The organism is Variovorax sp. Soil_C_33 (assembly GCF_057656935.1).
The window spans coordinates 13,672-37,818 of sequence record NZ_JBDGJK010000018.1 but is presented as its reverse complement, the minus strand read 5'-3'; the positions used below and the strand labels follow the sequence as shown (position 1 = coordinate 37,818).

Genomic DNA, 24,147 nt, shown 5'->3' with positions numbered 1-24,147 from the left:
CTGAAACGCCAATGCCGAAGTCGTCCCTGCCCTCCCTCGGCGAACTGGAAAACGCCGAGGAATTCATCGCCCGCCATATCGGCATCGAAGCCGCCGACGAAGCGCGCATGCTCGCCGCCGTCGGCTCGACCACGCGCGCCGAACTGATCGACGGCATCGTGCCGCCGGCCATCCGCCGCACCAGGCCGATGCGCCTGCCGGCATCGGTGACCGAGGCCGACGCGCTGGCCGAGCTCAAGGCCATCGCGGCGAAGAACAAGGTGGCGAAGAGCTACATCGGCCAGGGCTACTACGGCACCCACACGCCCGGCGTGATCCTGCGCAATGTGCTCGAGAACCCGGCCTGGTACACCGCCTACACGCCCTACCAGGCCGAGATTTCGCAGGGCCGCATGGAGGCGCTGGTCAACTTCCAGACCATGGTGTGCGACCTCACGGGCATGGCCATCGCCAACGCCTCGATGCTGGACGAGGCCACCGCGGCGGCCGAGGCGATGACGCTCGCCAAGCGCAGCGTCAAGAGCAAGAGCAACGTGTTCCTGGTCTCGGGCGACTGCCACCCGCAGACCATCGAGGTCATCAGGACACGCGCGGCGCCGCTCGGTATCGAGGTCAAGGTCAGCACCGTGTCCGAGACGCTGCCGCACCTGATGACCAGCGGCGATTTCTTCGGCGTGCTCGCGCAGTACCCCTCGACCACCGGCCACGTGCACGACCTGCGCCCGCTCGCCGGCCACGCCCACGCCTGCGACGCTGCCTTCTGCGTCGCGGCCGACCTGCTGGCGCTCACGCTGCTGGCGCCGCCCGGCGAGTGGGATGCCGACATCGTCTGCGGCACCACGCAGCGCTTCGGCATGCCGATGTGCAACGGCGGCCCGCACGCGGCCTACCTGGCCTGCCGCGACGAGTTCAAGCGCTCGCTGCCCGGCCGCCTGGTCGGCGTGAGCGTGGACACGCACGGCCAGCCGGCCTACCGGCTCGCGCTGCAGACGCGCGAGCAGCACATCCGGCGCGAGAAGGCGACGTCGAACATCTGCACTGCGCAGGTGCTGCCCGCTGTGGTCGCGAGCATGTATGCGGTCTACCACGGGCCCCAGGGCCTGACGCGCATCGCGCAGCGCGTGGCCGCGCTCACCGCGGTGCTGGCGCAAGGCCTCGAACAGATGGGCCGCGAGCTGGTCAACGAAACCGCCTTCGACTCGCTCACCGTCAAGACCGGCGATGACACGCCGAAGATCCAGGAGCGCGCGCAGGCGGCCAGCATCAACCTGCGCCAGCGCCTGCAGCACCACCTGGGCATTTCGCTCGACGAGACCACCACGCGCGTCGACATCGAGACGCTGTGGGCGCTGTTCGTGCCTGCCGGCACGCCGATGCCGCGCTTCGACGAGCTCGCCGGCAGCATCGTGCCGCGCATCCCCGAGGACCTGCGCCGCACCAGCGCCTTCCTCACGCACCCGGTGTTCAACACCCACAAGAGCGAGACCGCGATGCTGCGCTACATCCGCAGCCTCTCCGACAAGGACCTGGCGCTGGACCGAAGCATGATCCCGCTCGGCAGCTGCACCATGAAGCTCAACGCGACCAGCGAGATGATCCCGATCACCTGGCCCGAGTTCGCGAACATCCATCCCTTCGCGCCGGCCGATCAGCTGCAGGGCTACGCCCTGCTCGACGCCCAGCTGCGCGCCTGGCTCTGCGAAGCGACCGGCTACGCCGGCATCAGCCTGCAGCCCAATGCCGGTTCGCAGGGCGAATACGCGGGGCTGCTGGCGATCAAGGCCTTCCACGAGGCCAAGGGCGAAGGGCATCGCAACATCTGCCTGATCCCCTCCTCCGCGCACGGCACCAATCCGGCCAGCGCGCAGATGGTGGGCATGCAGGTGGTGGTGACGGCCTGCGACGCGCAAGGCAACGTCGACATGGACGACCTGCAGCGCGCCTGCGAGAAGCACGGCGACAAGCTGGCGGCGGTGATGATCACCTATCCCAGCACGCACGGCGTGTTCGAGACCCGCGTCAAGGAACTCTGCGAGATCGTGCATGCGCACGGCGGCCGCGTTTACGTGGACGGCGCCAACATGAACGCGCTGGTCGGCGTGGCCGCGCCCGGCGAGTTCGGCGGCGACGTGAGCCACCTGAACCTGCACAAGACCTTCTGCATCCCGCACGGCGGCGGCGGCCCGGGCGTCGGGCCGGTGTGCGTGGTCGAAGATCTCGTGCCTTATCTGCCGGGGCATGCGACGGCGGGCGTCGCGTCCAACGGCGTCGGCGCCGTGTCCGCCGCGCCGCTGGGCAATGCCGCGGTGCTGCCGATCAGCTGGATGTACTGCCGCATGATGGGTGCGGTCGGCCTGCAGGCCGCCACCGAGATCGCGATCCTCAGCGCCAACTACATCAGCTCCCGCCTCAAGGAACACTACCCCACGCTCTACGCGAGCCCCAACGGCCACGTGGCGCACGAATGCATTCTCGACCTGCGCCCGCTCAAGGACACGAGCGGCGTGACGGCCGAAGACGTGGCCAAGCGCCTGATCGACTACGGCTTCCACGCACCGACGCTGAGCTTTCCGGTGCCCGGCACGCTGATGGTGGAGCCGACCGAGAGCGAGCCGCTGGCCGAGCTCGACCGCTTCATCGACGCGATGATCGCGATCCGCGGCGAGATCCGCCGCATCGAGGAAGGCGTCTGGCCGAAGGACGACAACCCGCTCAAGCATGCGCCGCATACCGCCGCCAGCCTGCTGGTGAGCGAATGGACGCATCCCTACTCACGCGAGCTCGGCGCCTTTCCGCTCGCCACGCTGAAGGAGGCCAAGTACTGGCCGCCGATCGGCCGCGTCGACAATGTCTACGGCGACCGCAACCTGTTCTGCAGCTGCGTGCCGGTGGGCGAGTACGCCTGAAGAGGCCCGCGGCGCGCCCGGCGAATAGGCCTCGGCCTACGGCCCGGGCCGGGAGCGCTTCCTATCATCGGCGCTCCCATGCAATCCAACTGGCCGCAAACCCTCTGGATCGTGCGCCACGGTCAGAGCGCCGGCAATGTGGCGCGCGACGCCGCGGAAGCCGGCGGCCTGGCGATGATCGACCTGGCTTGGCGCGACATCGACGTGCCGCTGTCGGAGCTCGGCGTGGCGCAGTCCGTCGCACTGGGCGAATGGTTCGCGAAGCTGCCGGCCGACGAGCAGCCCGAGGTGATCTTGTGTTCGACCTACCTGCGTGCCCGCGAGACCGCACGCCTCGTCGCCGAGAGCAGCCGGCTGTCCGATAGCGTGGCCAAGCTGCGTGTCGACGAGCGCCTGCGCGAGAAGGAATTCGGAATCCTCGACCGCCTCACCAAGCTCGGCATCCGGCAGAAGCATCCCGAGCTGAACGAACAGCGCGTGCACGTGGGCAAGTTCTACTTCCGCCCGCCCGGCGGCGAAAGCTGGTGCGACGTGATCCTCAGGCTGCGCAGCCTGCTCGAGATGGTGACGCGCGAATACGCCGACCGGCGCGTGCTGGTGGTGGCGCACCAGGTCACCGTCAACTGCATGCGCTACCTGCTCGAACAGATGGACGAGCAGAAGATCCTCGAGATCGATCGCCAGGGCGACGTGCCCAACTGCGCCGTCACCTCCTACCGCGCCGAGCGGCAGCAGGACGAAGATGCCGTCATGCGGCTCGACCTCGTGAACTTCCTCGCACCGCTGCGCGAGGCGGCCACGCCTGTGACCAGCGCGCCCGACGAGCCTGCCGCGCCCAAGCCCTGAGCGCCCAGCCCGCGCCATGGCAAGCTCCCGTGCCGCAGCCCTGACCGAGGCCACGCTGGCGCGGTGGCCGCTGCCCGATCCGGGCGACGATGCCGACAAGGAAAGCCGCGGGCGCGTGCTGGTGGTCGCGGGCAGCGGCGAGACGCCCGGCGCGGCCCTGCTCGCCGGCACCGCGGCACTGCGCGCCGGCGCCGGCAAGCTCACCATCGCCGCGCCGCGCTGCATCGCGCAAGGACTGGCGCTGGCGATTCCCGAATCGCGCGTCATCGCCTTGCCGGAGACGCGCGGCGGCGGCTTCGATGCGCGCGGCTGCGAGGCGCTGGCACCGCTGGCCGAAAGCACGACCGCCGTGGTGCTCGGTCCGGGCATGCGCGACGAGAAGCGCAGCGCAGCTTTCGTGCGCCGGCTGCTTGCGCTGTTTCGCGACAGCGCGATCGTGCTCGACGCGGTCGCGATGGCAGTGGTGCGCGACGGCGCCTTCGACCAGCCGCTGCTGCTGACGCCGCACGCCGGCGAGATGGCCCACCTGAGCGGCTTGGCCAAGGATGCGGTCGCCCAGAACCCGCTCCTCGTGGCGCGCGAAGCCGCCCGGCGCTGGAACGCCTGCATCGTGCAAAAAGGCGCCACCACCTTCATCGTGCAGCCCGATGGCCGCGCCTGGCGCTTCGACGGCGGCTCGCCGGGTCTCGCGACCTCCGGATCGGGCGACACGCTGGCCGGCCTGATCGGTGGCTTCGCGGCCCGCGGCCTGCCGCTGGTGCAGGCGGCCGCCTGGGGCGTGCTGGTGCATGCGCGTGCAGGCGATGCGCTGGCCGGCCGTTTCGGCCCCCTGGGCTATCTCGCGCGCGAGCTGGCGACCGAGGTGCCGGCGCTGATCGAGTCGATCGGCAAACGCTGAGCAGCCGAAGATGAAATAAATACTTACAAATTGAGTCGGCAGGAGATGTCGATCCGGGCTTCGCTGCTTCGACGTCCTGACAGAGCCGACGAAAAGCTCGACCCCACCCCAACCTTTTTTCAGGAGAAACGACATGCGATTCATGGTCATTGTGAAAGCCAACAAGGATTCCGAAGCCGGCGTGATGCCCACCGAGCAGATGCTCACCGCGATGGGCAAGTACAACGAAGAGCTCGTGAAGGCCGGTGTCATGCTGGCCGGCGAGGGACTGCAGCCCAGCTCGAAGGGCGCGCGGGTGCGCTTCGAAGGCAAGCAGCGCACCGTGATCGACGGGCCCTTCAGCGAATCCAAGGAGCTGATCGCCGGCTACTGGCTGTGGCAGGTCCGCTCGAAGGACGAAGCGATCGAATGGCTCAAGCGCGCTCCCTTCACCGACAACGAAGAGGTCGAGCTGCGCCAGGTCTTCGAGATGGAGGACTTCGGTGCCGAGTTCACGCCCGAACTTCGCGAGCAGGAAAAGCGACTGATGGCCGAAGCGGAAAAGAACCGCAAGGCCTCCTGAGGAGATCGGCAATGAAATTCATGGTCATTCGCAAGGCCGACCCGGACACCGAGGCCGGCGTGATGCCGACCGAGCAGCTGGTCACCGACATGCTCAAGTACAACGAGGAGATGATCAAGGCCGGCGTGATGCTCGACGGCATGGGTCTGCAGCCCAGCGTCAAGGGCGCGCGCGTCAAGTTCAGCAACGGCAAGCCGGCGGTGATCGACGGCCCCTTCGCCGAGGCCAAGGAGCTGATCGCCGGCTTCAGCCTGATCGAGGTGAAGTCGCGCGAGGAGGCGATCGAGTGGGTCAAGCGCTGGCCGCCGATCGACGGCGGCGGCAACGTCGAGATCGAGATCCGGCAGGTCTACGAGGCCGAGGACTTCGGCGCCGAGTTCACGCCCGAGATGCGCAAGCACGAGGAGTGGCTGCGCGAAGCGGCCGAGAAGCGCGCCTCGTCCGGCCACTGAGGGACCTCGACGCTATATCCTTGCGGCTCCTCGAAAAGGACTGCTCGGATGAGATACGTGATCCTGCGCAAAGCCGGCCCGCATGGCGAGGCCGGCCTTATTCCTCCTCTTCGCCCCGCGCCCGGCATCGTGCTGCACGAAAGCGCCGAGCTGCAGCCCAGCGCCTCGGGCGTGCGCATCAGCTTCTCGGACGAAGGGCCTCGACAGACCGCAGGTCCGTTCACCGAATCGAAGCAGGTGGTCGCCGGCCTCAGCATCGTGGAGGCCGACTCGCAGCAGGCGGCGATCGACTGGCTGCGAGACGCGCCGGTCGGCGATACAGACGCCGAATTCGAGATCCGCGAAACCGGCTGCGCAGGCGGCCTGCCCGGCATCGACCCGTCGGCCGCTGCGACCAAGCCGCGCTTCCTGATCCTGGTGAAAGCCGATGCGGCCACCGAGGCAGAAGCGCCCAACGACCCGGTGCGGCTGGCGGCGATGGCGCAGCGCAATGACGAAGGCGTGAAGTCCGGCATGCTGCTCGCGGGCGACGGACTTCGCTCGACCGCCAGGAGCGCGCGCGTGAGGTTCGCAGGCGGCAGGACGAGCGTGATGGACGGGCCTTTCGCAGAGGCGAAGGAACTGGTCGCGGGCTATTGGCTGATCCAGGCCGATTCGCTGGACGAGGCGATCGCCTGGGTCCATCGCTATCCCTACGCGCAGGAACGGCCTGAAGTCGAGATTCGGCCGGTCCAGGAAATCTGAAGCGCGCTGTCGATTCCGGCGCTCGTCGTTCGACGTTCATGTGGAGCCGGCATTCTTCGGCTCACAACCCTTTCAAGGAGTGACTGACATGCGATTCATGATGCTGATGATCCCCAAGGGCTACGAGAGCGCGCCCCCCGGCACCATGCCCGACGCGAAGGCGGTCGAGGCGATGATGAAATACAACAAGGCACTGAAGGACGCCGGCGTGCTGATCACGCTCGACGGCCTGCGTCCGCCCTCCGAGGGCGCCCGAGTCAGCTTCCCCGGCGGCAAGCCCAAGGTGACGGACGGCCCCTTCGCCGAGGCCAAGGAGGTCCTGGGCGGCTACTGGATGATCGACGTGAAGTCGAAGGAAGAGGCGATTGCCTGGGCCTCGCGCTGCCCGGGCTCGGAGAACGAGACCATCGAGATCCGCCAAGTGCAGGAGATGGAGGACTTCCCGCCCGATGTGCAGAAGGCGGCCGAAGGGTTTAACGAGCTGCAGAAGCGCTGACCACCGATGAGCGCGCCGGACATTCACCGCACCATCAACGCCGTCTGGCGCATCGAGTCGGCGAAGATCATCGGCGCACTCGCGCGCATGGTGCGCGATGTCGGCGTGGCCGAGGAGCTGGCACAGGACGCGCTGGTCGCCGCACTGGAGCAATGGCCGCGCGACGGCATTCCCGACAATCCGGCCGCCTGGCTGATGACCGCCGCCAAGCACCGCGCGCTCGACCTGCTGCGCCGGCGCAAGCTGCATGCGAGCAAGGAAGGCGAGATCAGCCGCGAGATCGATGCGCAGCACGAGATGGCGGCGGCGGATTTCGCCGAGGCGGTCGATGCCGCACTCGACGACGATGTCGGCGACGACCTGCTGCGCCTGGTGTTCACCGCCTGCCATCCTGTGCTCTCGCCCGAGGCCCGTGTGGCGCTGACCCTGCGCATGATCGGCGGCCTCGCCACCGACGAGATCGCGCGCTCCTTCCTCGTGCCGGAGCCGACCATCGCGCAGCGCATCGTGCGCGCCAAGCGCACGCTGGCCGCCGCCCGCGTGCCCTTCGAGGCACCGCGTGCGGACGAACTCGCGGCGCGCCTTGCCTCGGTGCTGGAAGTGATCTACCTGGTGTTCAACGAAGGCTACTCGGCCACCGCCGGCGACGACTGGATGCGCCCCGCGCTGTGCGAGGAAGCGCTGCGCCTGGGCCGCATCCTGGCCGAGCTCGTGCCGGACGAACCGGAGGTGCACGGCCTGGTCGCGCTGATGGAAATCCAGGCCTCGCGCTCGGCCGCGCGCGTCGATGCCGCGGGCGAACCGGTGCTGCTGCTCGAGCAGAACCGCGCGCGCTGGGACCAGTTGCTGATCCGCCGCGGCTTCGCGGCGCTGGCACGCGCCGAGGCCCTGGGCGGCGCGCTGGGGCCTTACGCGCTGCAGGCCGCGATCGCCGCCTGCCACGCGCGCGCACGCGCCGCGCAGGACACCGACTGGACGCGCATCGCAGCGCTCTACGAGGCACTATCGCAGCTCGCGCCCTCGCCCATCGTGGAGCTCAATCGCGCGGTCGCGCTCTCGATGGCATTCGGCCCGGCCGTGGGGCTGGAGCTGGTCGATGCGCTGCGCGACGAGCCGCGGCTCAAGGGCTACCACCTGCTGCCGAGCGTGCGCGGAGACCTGCTCGCCAAGCTGGGCCGCAAGGCCGAGGCCTGCGCGGAGTTCAAGCTCGCGGCATCGCTCACGCGCAACGCGCGCGAGCGCAAGCTGCTCCTGCTGCGGGCGCTGGCCTGTTCGGGCAGCCCGTCCTAGTTCTCTAGTTCTTCTTCGCCAGCGCGCCGCCGGCGATCTGGCCGCGCAGTTCGCGCAGCTTCGCCTTGAGCCGGCGTTCGTTGACCAGGCCGGTGCGGATCAGCGCCTTCTGGCCGGCCGAGAGGTTCTCGAGCCTCGGGTCGACGAATTCGTAGTGCGTCGAAGGCCGGCCGGAAGGTTCGTCGCCCTTGTACTCGACCAGCTTCACCGCCAGCGGCCCGGCGGGCTCGGGTGCCTGCAGCAGGTGGTCGATCACCGCCACCAGCCGGTCGTTGAAGTAGCGGCCCGGGTAGCCTTGTTCTTCGTACGCCTGCTGGAACAGCGGGTAGAGCTTGACGTAGAGCGCCGCCGCGCGCTGCGTGTTCACCGATTCGACGAACAGCACGAAAGGCGTGTAGCGCGCGCCGTTGTCGAGGCTGATGGTCCGCGCCTCCCCGCTGCCGCTGACCTCGAAGCGCTTGGGCGTGCGCTGAACCGGCCATATGCGCGCGGCTGCCTGGTCCCGCGGCAGGTTGTCGACCGTGGCGACGAAGCGGCGCACGAAACCGTCGACGTGCAGGAAGGACGCGACGGCCTTGTCGCCGAGCAGCACGGTGAGCGCCGAGCGCACCTTCGCATCGGCATCGTCGAGCTTGGGCAGGTCCGCGTCGGCGGCGGCGTCGACCGGATGCTGCGGCGCGGTGGATGCGGCCGGCGGTGGCGCGGCCGGTGCCGGCGCATCCGGCTGCGGCGCCGCGGCGACCGGCGGCGTTTCGGCCGGTGCGGCCTGTTGCTTCGACCAGCGCCACCAGACCGCGCCGGCGCCCAGCGCCAGCACGACGAGGACGACAACGATCCACAGCGAGGTTTCGCGTGCGGGCCTGAAATCTGCGCTCTCGCGTTCGGGCATGGAAGCATCTCCTTTCATGAGCCCCGTCATTGGACGCCATTCGTGCCCAGCGGCAGCCACCGCACTGGTAACGTCATGTGAACGCCGAGGTCTAGGACTCGCCGCCCTCCGGCAAGTGGATCAGGCCGGTGTGGAAGTCGTACTCGAACACCTCGCCGTAGCGGCCCCATTCGATCGCGGTGCGCAGCACGCGTTCGGCTTCCACCACGTCCAGGCTCTCCTTCAGCAATTGCAGGAACGGCTCCTCGGGCAATTCCCCGGATGGGGCCTGCTCCAGGCTGTGGCGAACGTGCGCGGCCAGCGGCACTTGGGCCAGCAGTTGCTGGCCGAAGAGCTGCTGGCGCAAGGTGTGCGCACCCTCCACGTAGCGCTGACCCAGCGGCGTGAGGTGCAGGTCGGCGTCGGCCAATTGCGCGAAGCCGAGCATGGCCAGCGCCTGGGCCAGCGGCAGCAGTGCGTGGTCGGTCAGGCCGGCTTCTTCCGCCAGTTGCGGCAAGTCGGCGCGGCCTTGCCGGCCGTGGTCGACCAGCATCTCGAGCAGGGCCTCCATGCGGCCCACGTCGGCGTCGGGCAGCCGGTCGCCCAGGTGCATGTGCCGCGGCTCTTCGCGGGCATGCGCGGCGGCGCCGGCGCCGGTCATGAGCGTATAGACCTCGTCGATCAGCGCGCGCACCTCCAGGCTGTCGCCGTCGCGCGGCCGCGGCAATGCAATGGGCAGCTCGGCGCGCACGCGGCCCGGGTCGCTGGCGAAGATCAGCACCCGGTCGGCCATGAGCACCGCTTCCTCGATGTTGTGCGAGACGACGAGCATCGCCTTGGTCGGCATGGCGCCGCCGTCCCACAGCTGCAGGATGTCGTCGCGCAGGCGTTCGCCGGTCAGCACGTCGAGCGCGGAGAAGGCCTCGTCCATCAGCAGCACCTCGGGCTCGACCACGAGGGCGCGCGCGATGCCCACGCGCTGGCGCATCCCGCCCGAGAGCTCGCGCGGCAAGGCGCCCTCGAAGCCCGCGAGGCCGATCAGTTCGATCGCGGCAGCGGCACGCCGCGCACGTTCGGCCGGCTCGACGCCGCGCGCCTCCAGCCCCAGCTCCACGTTCTGCTGCACCGTAAGCCACGGGAACAGCGCAAAGGACTGGAACACCATCGCGATGCCGCGCGCCGGCCCGTACAGCGGCTGGCCCCGGTAGCGCACGCCGCCGCCGTCCACGCCGATCAGGCCCGCCAGGATGCGCAGCAGCGTCGACTTGCCCGAGCCCGACTGGCCCAGCAGCGCGACGATCTCGCCTTCGGCGAGGCGGAAGTCCACGCCTTCGAGCACCGGGCGCGCGGCGCCGTCGGCGGAGCGGAAGGATTTGCGAACGCCCTTCAGTTCGACGATGGCTTCGGCCATGGTTCTTCCTCCTTGCAGATCAGAAATGCATCCGGTTCTCGGCCAGTTCGTAGAGCCGGCGCCAGACGAAATGGTTCATGCCCATCACGAACACGCACATCACGCCGATGCCCAAGGCGATGCGCGGGAAATCGCCGATGGCCGTCATGTGCGCGATGTAGCTGCCCAGGCCCACGGCCTGCAGCGTGGTGTCGCCCCAGGTCACGTACTCGGCCACGATGCTGGCGTTCCACGAGCCGCCGCTGGCAGTGATGGCGCCGGTGACGAAGCTCGGGAACACGGCCGGCAGCAGATAGCGCCGCCAGCGCAGCCAGCCGCCGAGGCCCAGGTTCCTGGCTGCATAGCGCAGCTCGGTCGGCACGCTCGACGCGCCCGCGATCACGTTGAAGAGCAGGTACCACTGCGTGCCCAGCACCATCAGCGGCGCCAGCCAGATGTTCGGATTCAGGTGCCAGCGCACGATGAACAGCACCGCCACCGGGAACATCAGGTTGGCCGGAAACGCGGCCAGGAACTGCGCCACGCCCTGCAGCCGCCCGGCCCAGCGCGGATTCATGCCGACCCAGATGCCGACCGGCACCCAGACCAGCGCCGCCAGCGCGATCAGCACCAGAACGCGCGCCAGCGTGTAGAGCCCCAGCACGAACACATGCACGACTTCGGACCAGCCGACCTCGGTGTGGATGAAGCGCACGAGCCAGGCGGCCGCCACCAGCACGGCCGCGGCCAGCGTGGCGTCCCACACGCGCGCCACGGCAGGGTTGGGCGGGCGCGGGCGGGCCTTGATCGAGGTGCCGTCATGGTCGCGCCTGAAAAGCATCAGCGAGCGTTCGAGCAAGCGCACGAAACTCAGCCCGATGCGCTTGAGTCGGTCGGTGCGGCGCAGCCAGGTCAAAAGCCACGAGCGCGGTGCATCCTCGCCGCCGCCTTCCTCGAAGCGGAACTTGTCGGCCCAGGCGATCAGCGGACGGAAGAACAGCTGGTCGTAGAGCACGATGCCGACCAGCATGCCGCCGATGGCCCAGCCGATGGCGCCCAGGTCGCGCGCCTCGATCGCCATCGCGATGTAGGAGCCCACGCCCGGCAGCTTGATGTTCTGGTTCGACACCGAGATGGCCTCGGAGGCGACCACGAAGAACCAGCCGCCGGACATCGACATCATCATATTCCACAGCAGTCCCGGCATCGCGAACGGCAGCTCGAGGCGCCAGAAGCGCTGCCAGCCCGAGAGCTGGAACACCGCCGCCGCCTCGCGCAGTTCCGCCGGCACGGTGCGCAGCGACTGGTACAGGCTGAAGGCCATGTTCCAGGCTTGCGAGGTGAAGATGGCGAAGATCGCCGCGCACTCCACGCCGAGCAGGTTGCCTGGAAAGAGCGCGATGAAGCCGGTGACGGTGATCGACAGGAAGCCGAGGATCGGAATGGACTGCAGGATGTCGAGCACCGGCACCAGCACCCGCTCCGCCGCGCGGTACTTGGCGGCCAGCGCGGCAAAGACGCAGCTGAAGATCAGCGATGCACCCAGCGCCAGGAACATGCGCAAGGTGGTGCGCAGCAGGTAGTACGGCAGCATCCACGGGTCGAGGCTGATCGGCAGCGCCTCTCCCAGCTCGTAGGGCCGCGCCATCTGCGAGCCGCCCCAGGCCAGCGCGAACAGCAGCGCCAGCACCAGCGGCAGCAGGGCCCAGTCCCAGCGGTTGGCGCCGGAGGCCACGGCCTGGCGCGGGAAAAAACGTTTGTCGAGCATGAGGCGGCACGGGCGCAGGTCTGCTGTTCGCAGACCCGGGTCCGCGGCGGGCCGCCATTGTGGCTATGCAAGCCCTGCGCGAACCTGACCAAATGCCTTGCTGATCTCGATCGTGATTTTCAGGAAGCGGTCGATGTCCGCGGCCGAATTGCAATGCAGCGGCGAGACGCGCACGGCCCCTTCGAGGCCGAAGGAATGCAGCATCCGCTTCGAGTACAGGCTGGTGGCCACGCGTTCATAGACGATGACGCCGCGCTTCTCGTACTCGCGCACGGCCTGGGCGTGCTCGAGATGCTCGATGCCGATGGCCAGGATCAGGTCGCGCTTCGTCAGGTCTTCGTGGTCGAGGAATACCTTCACGCCGTTCATCCGGCGCAGGCCGGCAACGCCCTCGCTGCCGTTGAGCATGCGCGCAAGCAGCGCGCGTTCGTGCAGTTCGATGCGTTGAATGCCGCTCGCGAACAGGGTGCGCCGGTCGTCGCTCGCGATGAGCTGGCCGCCGAGCCAGCACACGTAGTTCACGATCTCGGTCACGACGGCGAACTGCCAGGGTGCGGCGCTGCCCAGGTCCCAGAAGTCCTTCTTCTTGCCGGCCAGCTTGTGGTGCGGCAGGACCGACGCGCGTTCCGACAGCCACGACATGCCCGATCCCCTGCAGCCGAAGAACTTGTAGGGCGCGATGTTGATGGCGTCCACCGGCGTCTTTTGCAGATCGATCAGGCCGTGCGGCGCGTGCTGCACGGCGTCCACCACGATGTAGAGGTCCGGCTTGACGGCGCGCGCCCGCTTCACGATCTCGTGGATGTCGAGCTTGGCACCGGAGATGTTGGACGCATAGATCACGCTCAGCAAGGCGGTGTTTTCGTCGACCAGGCGGACGATCTCTTCCACATCGATCCCGCCGGTGGCAGGGTTCGACCTCGCGACCCGGAGCTCCTTGCCCGTGCGCTCGGCGTAGAGCGACATGGCGTCGAAGGAAGACGGATGCTCGAGCACGGTGGTCACCATGTTCGTGCCGGGAACGTTCTCGGCGACCGCGCGGATCATGTCGAACATTCCGCCCGAGGCCGTGAGGGAGGCGTAGACGCTGCCGCCCCTGGCGTTCAGGATCGTGCGCAGGTCTTCCGTTCCCCTGGCCTGGACCTGCTGCAGAAAGACCGCGAGTTCGTGGATGCGCTCCGGGCAATCCGGCAAGGCGTCGATGCGGGCGAACTGGTCGACCGCGGCCTTCAATCGGAAGGACCCGCCCGCGTTGTCGAAGAAGAGGCGCTCGCGGCCGTTCATGTCGTGGTCGACGTAATGGAAGCGGCTCTTCACCTCCTTCATCAATGCGTCGGAAAAGAGTTCGCCTTCAGCGATGTTCATTCTGGTGTTCCATGGTTCGGCAAGAGTTGATTTTCGAAGCGGTGAAAGATTTCCAAAAGCGATATTTTTGGATACGATTCAATGAGAAAAAGAGGCCTCAACCATGATGACTTTCAAGCAGCTCGAGGCGCTTTACTGGATCGGCGAACTGGGCAGCTTCGCGCTGGCCGCACACAAGCTGCACACCTCGCAGTCGGCGGTGTCCAAGCGGGTCCACGAACTCGAGATGGTGTTCGACACCGAGCTGTTCGATCGCAGCCAGCGCTCCGCGCGCCTCACCGACAAGGGCGAGGAGATGTTCGTGCTGGCCAGGAAGCTGCTCGATCAGCGCGACGCCGCGGTCGAGCAGTTCAGCCGGGTCGACGTGATCGAACGCCGCGTTCGCATCGGCGTCACCGAGCTCACGGCGATGACCTGGCTGCCGCGCTGGGTCGAGCTGATCCAGGAGCACTACCCCAAGGTCACCCTCGAGCCGGACGTGGACAGCAGCGTCAACCTGCGCGAGAAGGTGCTCGCAGACGAACTGGACCTGATCGTCGTGCCCGATGCATTCGCCGATACGCGCATTCCCAAGAAGGCGATCGGCAAGGTCGAAAGCGCCTGGATGTGCAAGCCGGGCCTCGTCAAGAGCGGCAAGCCGATCCGCGTGCACGAACTCGCGAGCCACCGCATGCTGATCCAGGGCGTCAAGTCCGGGACGGGTCTGCTCTACGACAGCTGGATGAAGGACCTGGGTGTCCAGCCTTCGAACCCCATCGTCATCCACAACCTGGTGGCCTTGATCGGATTGACGATCTCCGGCCTGGGCGTGAGCTACCTGCCCAAGGAAGCGGTGCGCCAGATGCTGGAAGAAGGATCGCTGGCGCTCATCAAGGTGACGCCCGCCCTGCCGCCCGTCACCTACGTCGCGATGTACAAGGGCGAGCACCGGAGTTCGCTGCTGGCATCGATCATCATGCTGGCGCAGTCGTGCTGCGACTTCACCCGGATGTTTCAGGCCGTCAAGGGCTGAGGTCTCACACGCCCTTGTTGTTGGGGTTCTTGTAGATTTCCTTCACCGCCTCGGTCATCGGAAAGTTGAGATTCGCGTTGGTCGGCGGGATCGGCTTCATGAACCACTTAGCATAGATCTGCTCGATGGCGCCCGACTTCATCAGGTCGGTCACCGTCTTGTCCACCAGTTCCTTGAACTGCGGATCATCCTTGCGGTACATGATGCCGTAGGGTTCCTGGCGCAGCGATTCCGCGGTGAGGATCTTGAAGTCGCCCGGCTTCGGCGACGTGGCGATCAGGCCCGCTAGCTGCACGTCGTCGAGGATGTAGGCCACCGTGCGATCGGATGCGAGAAGCAGGAATCCGTCTGCGGTGTCTTTTGCGGCCAGTTCCTGAACATCGATGTTTCCGGATTTGCGATAGGCACGCAAAAGTTGAACGCCGGTGCTGCCGGAGACGGTCGAGACCGTCTTGCCGTTCAACTCGGCCAACGAGTTGATGCCTGAATCCTTCTTCACGGCCGCCGTGATGCTGGTGACGAAATGGCTCGGCGCGAAAGCCACCTGCTGCTGCCGCTGGACCGTGTTGGTGGTGGTCGCGCAGTCGAGGTCGACGGTGCCGTTCGTCAGCAGCGGGATGCGGTTGGTCGAGGTCAGGATCGTGTAGCGCACTTCCAGATTGGGCATGCCGAGCCTGGCCTTGATCGCATCCACGATCTTCAGGCAGATGTCGTTGGTGAAGCCGACCGGGTCGCCGCCGCCGGTGGGCTTGTAAGAGAACGGGATCTGGCTGTCGCGGCCGCCGATCGAGATGCTTCCGCTCGCCTTGATCTTGCTCAGCGTGTCGTTTTGAGCCAGCGCCGTCGAGCACAGCAGCGCGGCGCCGAGGCCAAGCGCCAAGGAGAGTCGAAATTTCATCTGAAGCTTTCGGGAAGGTTGCGTTGCTGCAGATTCTCGAAGCGGTCACCGGTTTCCAAAAGCGATTTATTTTCATCGACTTGGAAGCCATAAAGTGATCGGATAGGCGCAAGCACTACGAGTTCTCGTCGTTCGACGGCCATGTGGCTGTCATCCTTCTCAACCATTCTTTGGAGCGAATCGGCACCTGAATCAACCCATCCAACAGAACGCTCATGCTCGCATCCGTCTCCGCATCGCCCAGCCCGTCGCAGCAGGCAGCCATCGATCATGCAGCGGCAGACAGAGCCGCCGAAGAGCAGCGGCGCCAAGCCGAGGAAGCCGCGCGCAGGGCCGCCGAGGAGGCCAGGAGGCGCGCGGATGAAGCCAGGAAGCTGGCCGAGGATGCGCGCAAGAAGGCCGACGCGGGCGCCAGCACACAGGCCTTGCTCGAAAAGGCGCAGAAGGCCGCGAAGCCGGTGTTCGATGCGCAGGCGCAGGGCGGCGACGGCACGAAGGAGCAGAAAGGCGCGCTCGACGTCGCGGTCAGCGACTGGCTGGAGGCCGCGCAGCAGGACATGCGCAGCGCGGGCCTGAAGGCGCAGGCCGAAGGCAAGAATCCGAACGCCGCCATCGACCACGAAGCCGCGAAGATCAACAAGGCCATCGATGCGGGCGGCGTGTTCGACCCGAAGGCGATGGGCGACCACGTCGACAAGGCGCAGAGCGGCGTGAAGGCCGAGACCCCGGCGATCCGGCAGTTGCGCAGCGAGCAGTACGGCGTCAACCGCTCGGGCAGGAAGCAGGTCGCCGATGCAAGCACCGCAGCAAGCGATGCCGATGCTGCGGCCGTCAAGGCCGAGACCTACGCGGCAAGCTTCGGAGACCTCCCCGGCGGCAACGACACCCTCATCACCGCCAAGCAGAACGCCAAGGACGAGGCCGCACGGCTGCGCAGCCTGGCGAACCAGGCCGATGCGAAGCTTGACGGACTCGTCAAGGCCTTCGGCACCAGCGACCCCTCCGACCCCGGCAACCCCAAGACCAACATCGTCGGCTCGGTCAATGCGGACTACAACGCCCGCGTGGCCGACCTCGAAGTCAAGAACCTGAGCGCGAAGTACGACCGCGCCGTCGCCGGCGGCGACGCCGCCAAGATCGGCGCGGCCGAGACCGCGCTGCGCGAGGCGCAGGACGGGCAGCGCTACATGCACGCCCTGCGCGACGACGAGGCCGCCGGGCTCGATCGCAGCGACAGCGAGATCGAGTACACCGCTGCGGAAGGCGCGTGGAACGCCGAGGCGCAGCAGCAGCCCGGCACCTACACGGTGACCGAGCACGACGGCGACAGGAAGTCCACGAAGACTGCCAAGGCCGAGGGCTACGACCCCGCCTTCTGGGCCAAGCCGAACAGCGAGGAAGGCAAGAAGGTCCAGGCGGTCGACGGCAAGTACTGCTACGTCGATGGCGACAAGAAGACCGAACTCCATCCGGCGACCGCGCGCCTGTGGGCGGCCCACGACAAGCGCGAGGCATCCACGAAGCAGGAGGGCGTGACCGGCATGGCGCTGAGCAAGGTCAAGGAAGACCTGATCTGCGGCACCGACGGCAGCGGCCCCAAGCTCGATGCGGGGCGCTACATCGACAACGCCGACGCCATCAACCAGCGCCTGATCGATGCCAATGACGCGGTGACCAAGGCCGCGCCGAAGGACCTCGGCGCGGCGCTGGAGAAGCAGCGCACCGCGCAGGCCGAGTTCAACGCGCTGAAGGCGATGCAGGACCTGCGCAGCGCCGAGCGCGAACAGGCCGCGGGCAAGCCGGTGGACGACGCCAGGCTCGAAGGCCTGCGCGACACGGCGCGCGAGGCGCAGCGCAAGCACGAGGCGTCGAAGCCCGAGCTCTCGCCCGCCGATGAAAAGAAGATGCGCGAGGTGCAGCTGCCCCAGGTGCGGAAGGACTCCCAGGCCCAGGCCGACGAGGTCGACAGGCTCACTGCCCCCGGCAGCACCGCCACCGAAGCGCAGCGCAACAGGGCGCAGGACGAACTCGACGCGCTGAAGCTCACCCAGCGCGACTATGAGACCCGGCTCGAACTGATCGATGCCGATCGCGACTCGTATGCCGCGCAGCACCAGTACGGCCAGACGACATTCGCCAAGCCGCAGCTGTCGATGTTCATGAAGAACGGCCAGTCGGTCACGGGTGATGTCTACCCGCAGAACTACGACCCGACCTGGAATCTCAAGCCCGGCGCGGACGGCAAGGTCAGCGCCGAGGGCTTGCCGCGCGGGCTCTCACCCGACGACATCGAAGTGCGCTACGACCCCTGCGGCGGCGGCTACACGGTCGAGATCAAGAAGGACTCCGAGGTCATCGGCTGGCAGAAGTCCGAGCGCTACGGCGACCTGCGCAACTTCACCGTGCGCGAGGGCGACTACAAGATGAACCCCGCCGCGGCGCGGCTGTGGGAGTCCTCGGAGTTCGGCAACGGGCGCCTGGCGCAGGCGCGCGCCGAACGCGGCAAGGTCGAGCAGCTCTTGACCGATGCCAGGGCCGAGGCGCCGCCCGCGCCGGATGCCCAGCCGCCGATCGGGCCCGACGGCAAGCCGGTGCCGACGCTGCGCCTGGGCGACGACCTCACGCAGCGCAAGAAGACCGTGGACCAGAGCGTCGGCGATGCGACCACCGCGCGCGACAAGGCGCAGGCCGCCTACGGCACCGGCACCGGCGACCGTACCCAGCTCAAGAACGAACTCGACGATGCCAATTCGCGCCTCGCCATCGCGAAGGACGAGCGAGCCGCCGTGGACGCGGTGCTCCTGTGGCAGGAAGCCCACCGCGCACGCCAGCTCTACGAGGCCAACGAACGCGCGGGCCGCGCGCAGTCGGTGTGCTACGCCAAGCCGCCGTCCGAGCTGGAGAGCGATGCGCGCGCCAGTGCGGTCGCGGCGCGCGGCAAATGGCTGGACACGCACAACAGCTTCTACACCGACACCGCAAAGCGCGATCTCGGCGCCGCGCAGGCGGCGCACGACAAGTGGAAGCGCGACAACCCCACGCTGGCCGAGACCGGCAGCGAAACCTGGAAGTCGCTGCAGGCGGCCCATGCCAAGGCCGATGTCGCCAAGCGCTACCAGGTGGCCGGCGCCACCGGGAGCGCGAGCGCGCGCGAGCAGGACTTCATCGCCCAGAACCTGCGGCCCGACCAGCACGACGACGGGGCCGAGCTCTACAAGCTCTTCATGAAGGACCCGAAGGTGATGGCGCAGTCCATCATCAACAGCCACTACGTGCAGTACGGTGGCCAGTTCACGCAGATGCAGAGCCGCACGCAGCTTGAGAACCAGGTCGCTATCGCGCTGGGCTGGAAGCCCGACATCGAGCTCGATCCGGCGACGCCGGCCAACAACGAGCGCCTGCAGCAGACGCAGAACCTGTTTCCGAAACTCGGCAAGGCGCAGAAGGAAGTCCTGGACAAGACGGTGGACAAGCTCGTCGAGCTCGGCGGCGACAAGGCCAAGGTGATGGTGCTGCCGGTGGTCTACGGGCTCGAGGGCGAGAACGGCGGCATCGTGAAGACGGCGCTGTTCAAGGTCGAGGCCCGGCCCGGCGAAGTGAAGTACGTCGACGAGCAGGGCTGGGAATACAAGAGCCTCGGCGACTACCGCGCCAACAACAGCCTGCCGGTGGAAGGCGTCAACCTCGTGACGCCCGAAGACGGGAACTTCTCGCTCGACGCCGACGGCAACGTCAAGCTCTTCAGCGGCGATGCGCGCACCGAGACGGGCTGGGAGAGCTTCAGGCGCAAGGCGCACCTGGACGTGGTGGCCGGCGTCGTCGGGCTGGTCGCGGGCGTGGTGCTGACAGTGGGCTCGCTCGGCACCCTGTCTGCGCCCGGCGTGATGCTCATCGCGGGCTCGGCGGCCGCGCTCGCGGCCGGCTACGGCATCGCGACCTCGACCGAGAGCCTGGTCAAACAGGGCAGCCACGGCCAGGACATCAACTTCTTCACCAGCGCGCAGGCGCGCATGGACTGGATGAACCTGGGCTTGTCGGTGGTGAGCGTGCCGGTGATCGGCGCCTCGACCCGCGCCACCATGCAAGCCATGCGCGCGCGCAATGCGCTCGAGGCCGCGACGGCGGCGCGCGGGGCCAAGGACGTGGCGGCGGCCGACAAGCATTTCGCGGATTTCGTGCGCTATTCGCAAAGCGCCGAAGCCTGGGGCAAGCCCGCCGCGGCACTGGCCAAGCCGCTGGGGGTGGGCAGCGCCGTGGCTTTCGAGGAGGGTGCGCGCTACCTGATACAGCACTGGGAGCACATGACGCCGGGCGAGCGCGAAAAGCAGCTCGGCATGATGGGCTTGAACCTGGCCGGCTTCGCCTCGCCGGCATTCGCGCGCGGCTACGTTCGCATCCAAAACGCGGTCAAGCCGCAGCTGAACAATGCGCGACCGCAGACCGTGTCCACGGCCCACGCGACGGAAGATCCGCTGCAGCCCTTCCGCGAATCGGCGGCGCCGAACAGGATCACCGGCCCCACCAAGGCCTTGTTCGCGTTCGGTGCGACCCAGGGCGGCGCCATCACCGCGAAGCTGTTCGGCGCGGGCGGCTTCTACGATAGCGTGACCGGCGGCGCATGGGCGACCTGGGTGAACCAGACCCGCGGCCTCGGCACGCGCGGCGCCTACTACACCGGCAAGCGCGGGCTGGAGAACGCGCTCGAACTCGCGCGCACCGGCGATGCCGCAGGCGCCGTGAAGCAGGTCGAACTGGTGGCCAAGCGCGCGCCGCTGCGCGGCTTGTCGCCGGCCGAGATCGCGAACAAGAAGCAGAAGGCCATCGACCAGCTGAGCGAATTCGGCGAGGCTTCGGCGCGCTACCAGCAGGGGCTCAAGGCATCCGGCGTGCCGGACGATCGGGTCGAGACCTTCCCTGTCCGCCTGGCCTCGGAAGCCGAGATCAAGGCCGGCGCCGAGCAGAAGCTGCCCGACATGGCGGATGGAACCCTCGTCGGCGCGATCCCGAAGGCGCAGGTGCTGCGCCACGCACTGCGCGACCCGAGCGCGTCGCCCGAGGCGCTCGCGCAGGCGGTCGATGCCTACCGTGACGGGGAAGCTCCGGCGCTCGCCGTTTTCGAACGGTTGCGCCCGGAGACGCGCGACAGGCTGGTGGCCGCACGGGATGCGGAACTGGCCTACGGAAAAGTCCGAAGCATGGTGAACGAAGAGGGCAACCTCATCAACATGAAGGACGTGCAGGGCGCCCTCGGAAGCACCATGCACATGGGTTCGCGCGTGGGCGCGTCCTTCAAGTATCTGGCCCTTGGCTTTGCGACCAATTCCGGCTTGGGCGGAAGCTACAACTTCATCAAGCACGCCATCACCCCCGACGCATGGAACAGTGCCAAGGGCGGCCTGCGCACAGCGGGCCTTTCCGGCGAGGTGGTGGGCAACGTGCCGAACATCGGCATCCAGTGGAACTACCTGAGCGCGCTCAGGACGCGCACGAAGTTTTCGGACGCCGGGCCCGAAAGCCAGGTGCCGATCGCGGACGTCAAGGCCTATCTCGACAAGCGTCTGCAACGCATGGAATGGCTGCACGACAAGTGGTGGTCGGGCGCCGAGAAACGATTGCCCGAAAGCGTCAGGCTCAAGGCGCAGAAGTCGATGGACGAGGACAAGCTCGCGCTCGATCAGGCCAACCAACGCGGCGACCCGGCGCCGATGGTGAACCGCACCTATTCCAAGCATGTGCTCCTGCGCAAGGGGGAGGCGGCCAAGCGCATGAAGGAGATCAAGGACGCCATCGCCGAAGCCACGAAGACCGGCGACGACTCGCAGCTGCGGCAGATGGCCAAGACCGAAAGCGAGAAGGCCGCGAAGTCGATGAACACCGCGAGCGACTTCATGACGCTGCCGAGCATGTACCGCTACACCTTCATGGGCGTGCTGCTTGCTTCAAATGGACATCCGGTGCTGGCGGGCCTCACGATGTTCCACGGCATCGTGTCGAACGGCGGCTGGCTGCGCGCGCAGCAGGGCAAGGGCACGATCTACGGCATCAAGATGGCGCCCACCGGCCTCTACGAAGGCAATGGCCTGTTCGGCGTGGGCAAGCGGCTCGGGCGCGGCTACAACGAGGTGCTCGACAAGCTGCCGGACAGCGCCGGCGAGAAGCTGGCAAGCCTGGCGCAGAAGACGCCGGTGGTGAAACGCTTTGCGCAGCACACCGACAACCTGTTCGAGTCCCTGAAGCTGGGCGCCTCGGCGGAGTCCGCCGCCAACCGTCGCCGTATCCGGCTGCTGCTGACCGGCGCCACCGTGCCGACGGTGAATCTCATCGTGGCGCTGACTTCGGACGACGACAAGAAGACGCCGCCGGCCCAGCAGCCGGTGGCGCCGCTGCCCTCGAGGCCCAGCAGTCCGGCGCCGACGACACCCTCATCGCCCACGCCGCCGGACGATCCCGGCACGCCTAGACCGCCAGACCATCCGCCGCAGCCGCCGCAGCCGCCGGTCAGGCCGATCTTCGTCACGGTCGACGGCGACCGCCGCGAGACCGCCACGCTGCGGGGGATCTCGGAACACAACCTGCAGACATTGCTGACGCCAACGGAAATCGCCGCCGCTCGGCAGGAGGGCGGGAAGAACCACGTCACCAGCGAGGCACTGTCGCAGCTGTTCAACCTCAATCCGCGCTTCGACCGGCGGCTGATGGACGGCACCGCGACCCATCTCGAAGGAGACCCGGACACCTTGATCGACGGCTGGAAGATCAAGGTCGGCCAGACCGGAACTTCGAGCTGAGGCGACGGCGCAGGACCAGGGCCTGTGAACAGGCCTTACAGCGGAAACGCCTCCAGCCCCGGCTGCCCCTCGGCCCCCTTGACCGGCGTGTGCGCCACGTTCATCACCCAGCAGACCATCGTGAAATAGCCCACCAGCGCGCTGAGCTCGACCACCGCCTGCTTGCCCAAGCGCGCCTCGGCCGCGGCATAGGTCGGTTCGCTCACGCCGTGGTGATGCAGCAGCTCCAGCGCGAGGTCGAGCGCGAGCTGCTCGTCGTCCGCCAGCGGTGCCGCGCGACGGCCGAGGCGCAGCGCTTCGATGGCCTCGGCGCTCACGCCGGCCTTGACCGCCGCCGTCGCATGCAGCACCCACTCGAACTGGTTGCCCACGTGGCGCGCGACCGCGCATGTCACGAGCTCGCGCACGCGCGCATCGAGTTGGCTGTCGAAGCGCAGGTATTCGCCGAGGCTGCCGATGCGCTCCATCAGCACCGGGCTCTGCAGCAGGGGAATGAAGGGACCGAAGACCGCCTTGCGCGGGCCGTCGATCAGCGCCTGGGCGGCGGCGCGCTGCGCCTCGGACATCGCGTCGGCTGCCGGCATCGGCAGGCGCTCGGTCCAGGGACGGGTGTGGCCTTGTTCGATCATGGATGGATTCCTTTTTCAACGGGGAGAAACGGGGATCATGCGCGGAGCAGCCACCACGCGCTGCCGAGCAGCGCCACGGCACCCACGGCCAGCGCGATGAAGAGCCCGCCGAAGCCTTGTGCACTGCCGCTCAACGCGGACGAGAGCACCGGCCCGGCCATCTGGCCGATGGCGAAGGCCGCGGTCATGCGGCCGAGCGCGCGGGTCGGGTCGCCCGCGGTGCGCGCCCTCGCCTCCTGCATGCCGGCCATGGTGGCGACCATGAAGGTGCCGCCCGCCAGCAGCGCGGCCAGCAGTACGGTCGAGGCCGACAGGTGCAGCACCGGCAGCAGGCAGCCCAGCGCCATCAATACATGGCTGCCGGCCAGCACATGGCGCCGCGCGACCCGCGCCAGCACCACGCTGGCGAGCAGGGTCGACACCGCGGCCGCCGTGCCGAACACGGGCCAGGCGGCGCCGAACACGGCCGGATCGTCGACCACCGCGCGCGCCAGCACCGGAAGAAAGGTGGCCGGCAGGATGTAGCCGAAGCCGAGGATGCCGTAGCAGATCACCAGGCCCCAGGGCACGCCGCCGGAGGACGTTGCGCTCGCGGAGGCTTGCGCGACCGTGCCGCGCGGCATCAGCACGGCCACCGCGAGCAGCCCCACCAGCGCCAGCGCACCCAGTTGCAGCCACAGCGCATCGGGCGAGACGCCGGCCGCGCCGGCGTGCCAGCAATAAAGGCCGGCCAGCGCGATGCCGGCGCCGACGCCGGCGTAGAGCAGGCCCGGCCCCGCGGGACGATCGAAGCGCGCGAGCCAGGCCAGGCACCAGACGCTGGTGCTGACCAGCGCCCAGGCGCTCGCGACGCCGGCGACGAAACGCAGCAGGACCCACAGCGCGAGCGAATCGGTCCAGCCCATCGCCGCGGTGGTGAGCGCGATCGCGGCCAGCGCGAGCAGCCCGACACGCTGCGGGGACAGTGGGATGCGCGCGGTGCTGAGCGCGCCCAGCAGATAGCCCGCGTAGTTGGCGGCGGCGAGCCAGCCGCCGGCCGCGACGTCTGCGCTGCCGGCGCGGATCATGAGCGGCAGCATGGGCGTGAAGGCGAAGCGGCCGATGCCCATCGCCATGGCCAGCGCAAGCAGGCCTGCGGCGCAGACGGCAAGGAAGGAAGCCTTCGGCGCGGTGGCAACGGCATTCGACATGGCCAGTGATTAGACGCAGAATGTGCATGCGCCACAAATGAATTA

The 24,147-nt window shown here is 68.0% G+C and carries 18 protein-coding genes; 10 read left to right on the top strand and 8 right to left on the bottom strand.

Annotation, left to right across the window (positions count from 1 at the left end; genetic code table 11):
- Nucleotides 1–11 precede the first annotated feature (11 nt).
- The 8 genes from gcvP (at nt 12) to AC3A6B_RS23925 (ending at nt 8,194) form a co-directional block, all read left to right on the top strand.
- Complete coding sequence (gcvP, locus tag AC3A6B_RS23960; RefSeq protein WP_487839147.1) at nt 12–2,906, top strand: aminomethyl-transferring glycine dehydrogenase; 2,895 nt, start codon at nt 12–14, stop codon at nt 2,904–2,906.
- Between the two features lie 78 nt (nt 2,907–2,984).
- Nucleotides 2,985–3,752 carry a histidine phosphatase family protein gene (locus tag AC3A6B_RS23955; protein WP_487839146.1) on the top strand — a complete coding sequence of 256 codons (768 nt, stop codon included), beginning with the start codon at nt 2,985–2,987 and terminating at the stop codon, nt 3,750–3,752.
- Nucleotides 3,753–3,768: 16 nt separating this feature from the next.
- Nucleotides 3,769–4,650 carry an NAD(P)H-hydrate dehydratase gene (locus AC3A6B_RS23950; protein WP_487839145.1) on the top strand — a complete coding sequence of 294 codons (882 nt, stop codon included), beginning with the start codon at nt 3,769–3,771 and terminating at the stop codon, nt 4,648–4,650.
- 133 nt (nt 4,651–4,783) lie between these two features.
- Nucleotides 4,784–5,212, top strand: a complete 429-nt coding sequence (locus AC3A6B_RS23945) for a YciI family protein (RefSeq protein ID WP_487839144.1) — start codon at nt 4,784–4,786, stop codon at nt 5,210–5,212.
- 11 nt (nt 5,213–5,223) lie between these two features.
- Entirely contained in the window at nt 5,224–5,664 is a 441-nt protein-coding gene (locus AC3A6B_RS23940) for a YciI family protein (RefSeq protein WP_487839143.1), read from the top strand.
- Nucleotides 5,665–5,712: 48 nt separating this feature from the next.
- Nucleotides 5,713–6,408 (top strand): YciI family protein, encoded by a 696-nt coding sequence (locus tag AC3A6B_RS23935; protein WP_487839142.1) that lies wholly within the window; start codon nt 5,713–5,715, stop codon nt 6,406–6,408.
- Between the two features lie 88 nt (nt 6,409–6,496).
- A complete protein-coding gene (locus AC3A6B_RS23930; protein WP_487839141.1) occupies nt 6,497–6,904 on the top strand; it encodes a YciI family protein in 408 nt (135 codons plus the stop codon).
- 6 nt (nt 6,905–6,910) lie between these two features.
- Nucleotides 6,911–8,194, top strand: coding sequence for an RNA polymerase sigma factor (locus tag AC3A6B_RS23925; RefSeq protein WP_487839140.1), 1,284 nt, complete (start codon nt 6,911–6,913; stop codon nt 8,192–8,194).
- 4 nt (nt 8,195–8,198) lie between these two features.
- Here AC3A6B_RS23925 and AC3A6B_RS23920 read toward each other — a convergent pair whose 3' ends face one another.
- The 4 genes from AC3A6B_RS23920 to AC3A6B_RS23905 form a co-directional block, all read right to left on the bottom strand.
- Nucleotides 8,199–9,083 (bottom strand): DUF3014 domain-containing protein, encoded by an 885-nt coding sequence (locus tag AC3A6B_RS23920; protein ID WP_487839139.1) that lies wholly within the window; start codon nt 9,081–9,083, stop codon nt 8,199–8,201.
- Between the two features lie 91 nt (nt 9,084–9,174).
- Nucleotides 9,175–10,473, bottom strand: a complete 1,299-nt coding sequence (locus AC3A6B_RS23915; RefSeq protein ID WP_487839138.1) for an ABC transporter ATP-binding protein — start codon at nt 10,471–10,473, stop codon at nt 9,175–9,177.
- A gap of 19 nt (nt 10,474–10,492) precedes the next feature.
- Nucleotides 10,493–12,220 carry an ABC transporter permease gene (locus AC3A6B_RS23910; protein ID WP_487839137.1) on the bottom strand — a complete coding sequence of 576 codons (1,728 nt, stop codon included), beginning with the start codon at nt 12,218–12,220 and terminating at the stop codon, nt 10,493–10,495.
- 63 nt (nt 12,221–12,283) lie between these two features.
- Nucleotides 12,284–13,585 (bottom strand): aminotransferase class V-fold PLP-dependent enzyme, encoded by a 1,302-nt coding sequence (locus tag AC3A6B_RS23905; protein WP_487839136.1) that lies wholly within the window; start codon nt 13,583–13,585, stop codon nt 12,284–12,286.
- Between the two features lie 106 nt (nt 13,586–13,691).
- On the opposite strand from AC3A6B_RS23905, the gene AC3A6B_RS23900 reads away from it, so the two are divergent.
- Nucleotides 13,692–14,597, top strand: coding sequence for a LysR family transcriptional regulator (locus AC3A6B_RS23900; protein ID WP_487839246.1), 906 nt, complete (start codon nt 13,692–13,694; stop codon nt 14,595–14,597).
- 4 nt (nt 14,598–14,601) lie between these two features.
- Here AC3A6B_RS23900 and AC3A6B_RS23895 read toward each other — a convergent pair whose 3' ends face one another.
- Nucleotides 14,602–15,495 carry an amino acid ABC transporter substrate-binding protein gene (locus AC3A6B_RS23895; protein ID WP_487839135.1) on the bottom strand — a complete coding sequence of 298 codons (894 nt, stop codon included), beginning with the start codon at nt 15,493–15,495 and terminating at the stop codon, nt 14,602–14,604.
- Nucleotides 15,492–15,638 (bottom strand): hypothetical protein, encoded by a 147-nt coding sequence (locus AC3A6B_RS23890; protein ID WP_487839134.1) that lies wholly within the window; start codon nt 15,636–15,638, stop codon nt 15,492–15,494. The genes AC3A6B_RS23895 and AC3A6B_RS23890 overlap by 4 nt, the downstream gene beginning before the upstream one ends.
- A 72-nt stretch (nt 15,639–15,710) precedes the next feature.
- Here AC3A6B_RS23890 and AC3A6B_RS23885 point away from each other — a divergent pair, with 72 nt between their 5' ends.
- Entirely contained in the window at nt 15,711–22,283 is a 6,573-nt protein-coding gene (locus tag AC3A6B_RS23885; RefSeq protein WP_487839133.1) for a DUF4781 domain-containing protein, read from the top strand.
- 35 nt (nt 22,284–22,318) lie between these two features.
- Here AC3A6B_RS23885 and AC3A6B_RS23880 read toward each other — a convergent pair whose 3' ends face one another.
- Nucleotides 22,319–22,912: a carboxymuconolactone decarboxylase family protein gene (locus tag AC3A6B_RS23880; RefSeq protein WP_487839132.1), complete on the bottom strand. Its 594-nt coding sequence runs from the start codon at nt 22,910–22,912 to the stop codon at nt 22,319–22,321.
- 35 nt (nt 22,913–22,947) lie between these two features.
- The gene (locus AC3A6B_RS23875; RefSeq protein WP_487839131.1) at nt 22,948–24,102 is read right to left on the bottom strand and encodes a YbfB/YjiJ family MFS transporter; all 1,155 of its coding nucleotides are present in this window, start codon (nt 24,100–24,102) and stop codon (nt 22,948–22,950) included.
- Between the last annotated feature and the right edge of the window lie 45 nt (nt 24,103–24,147).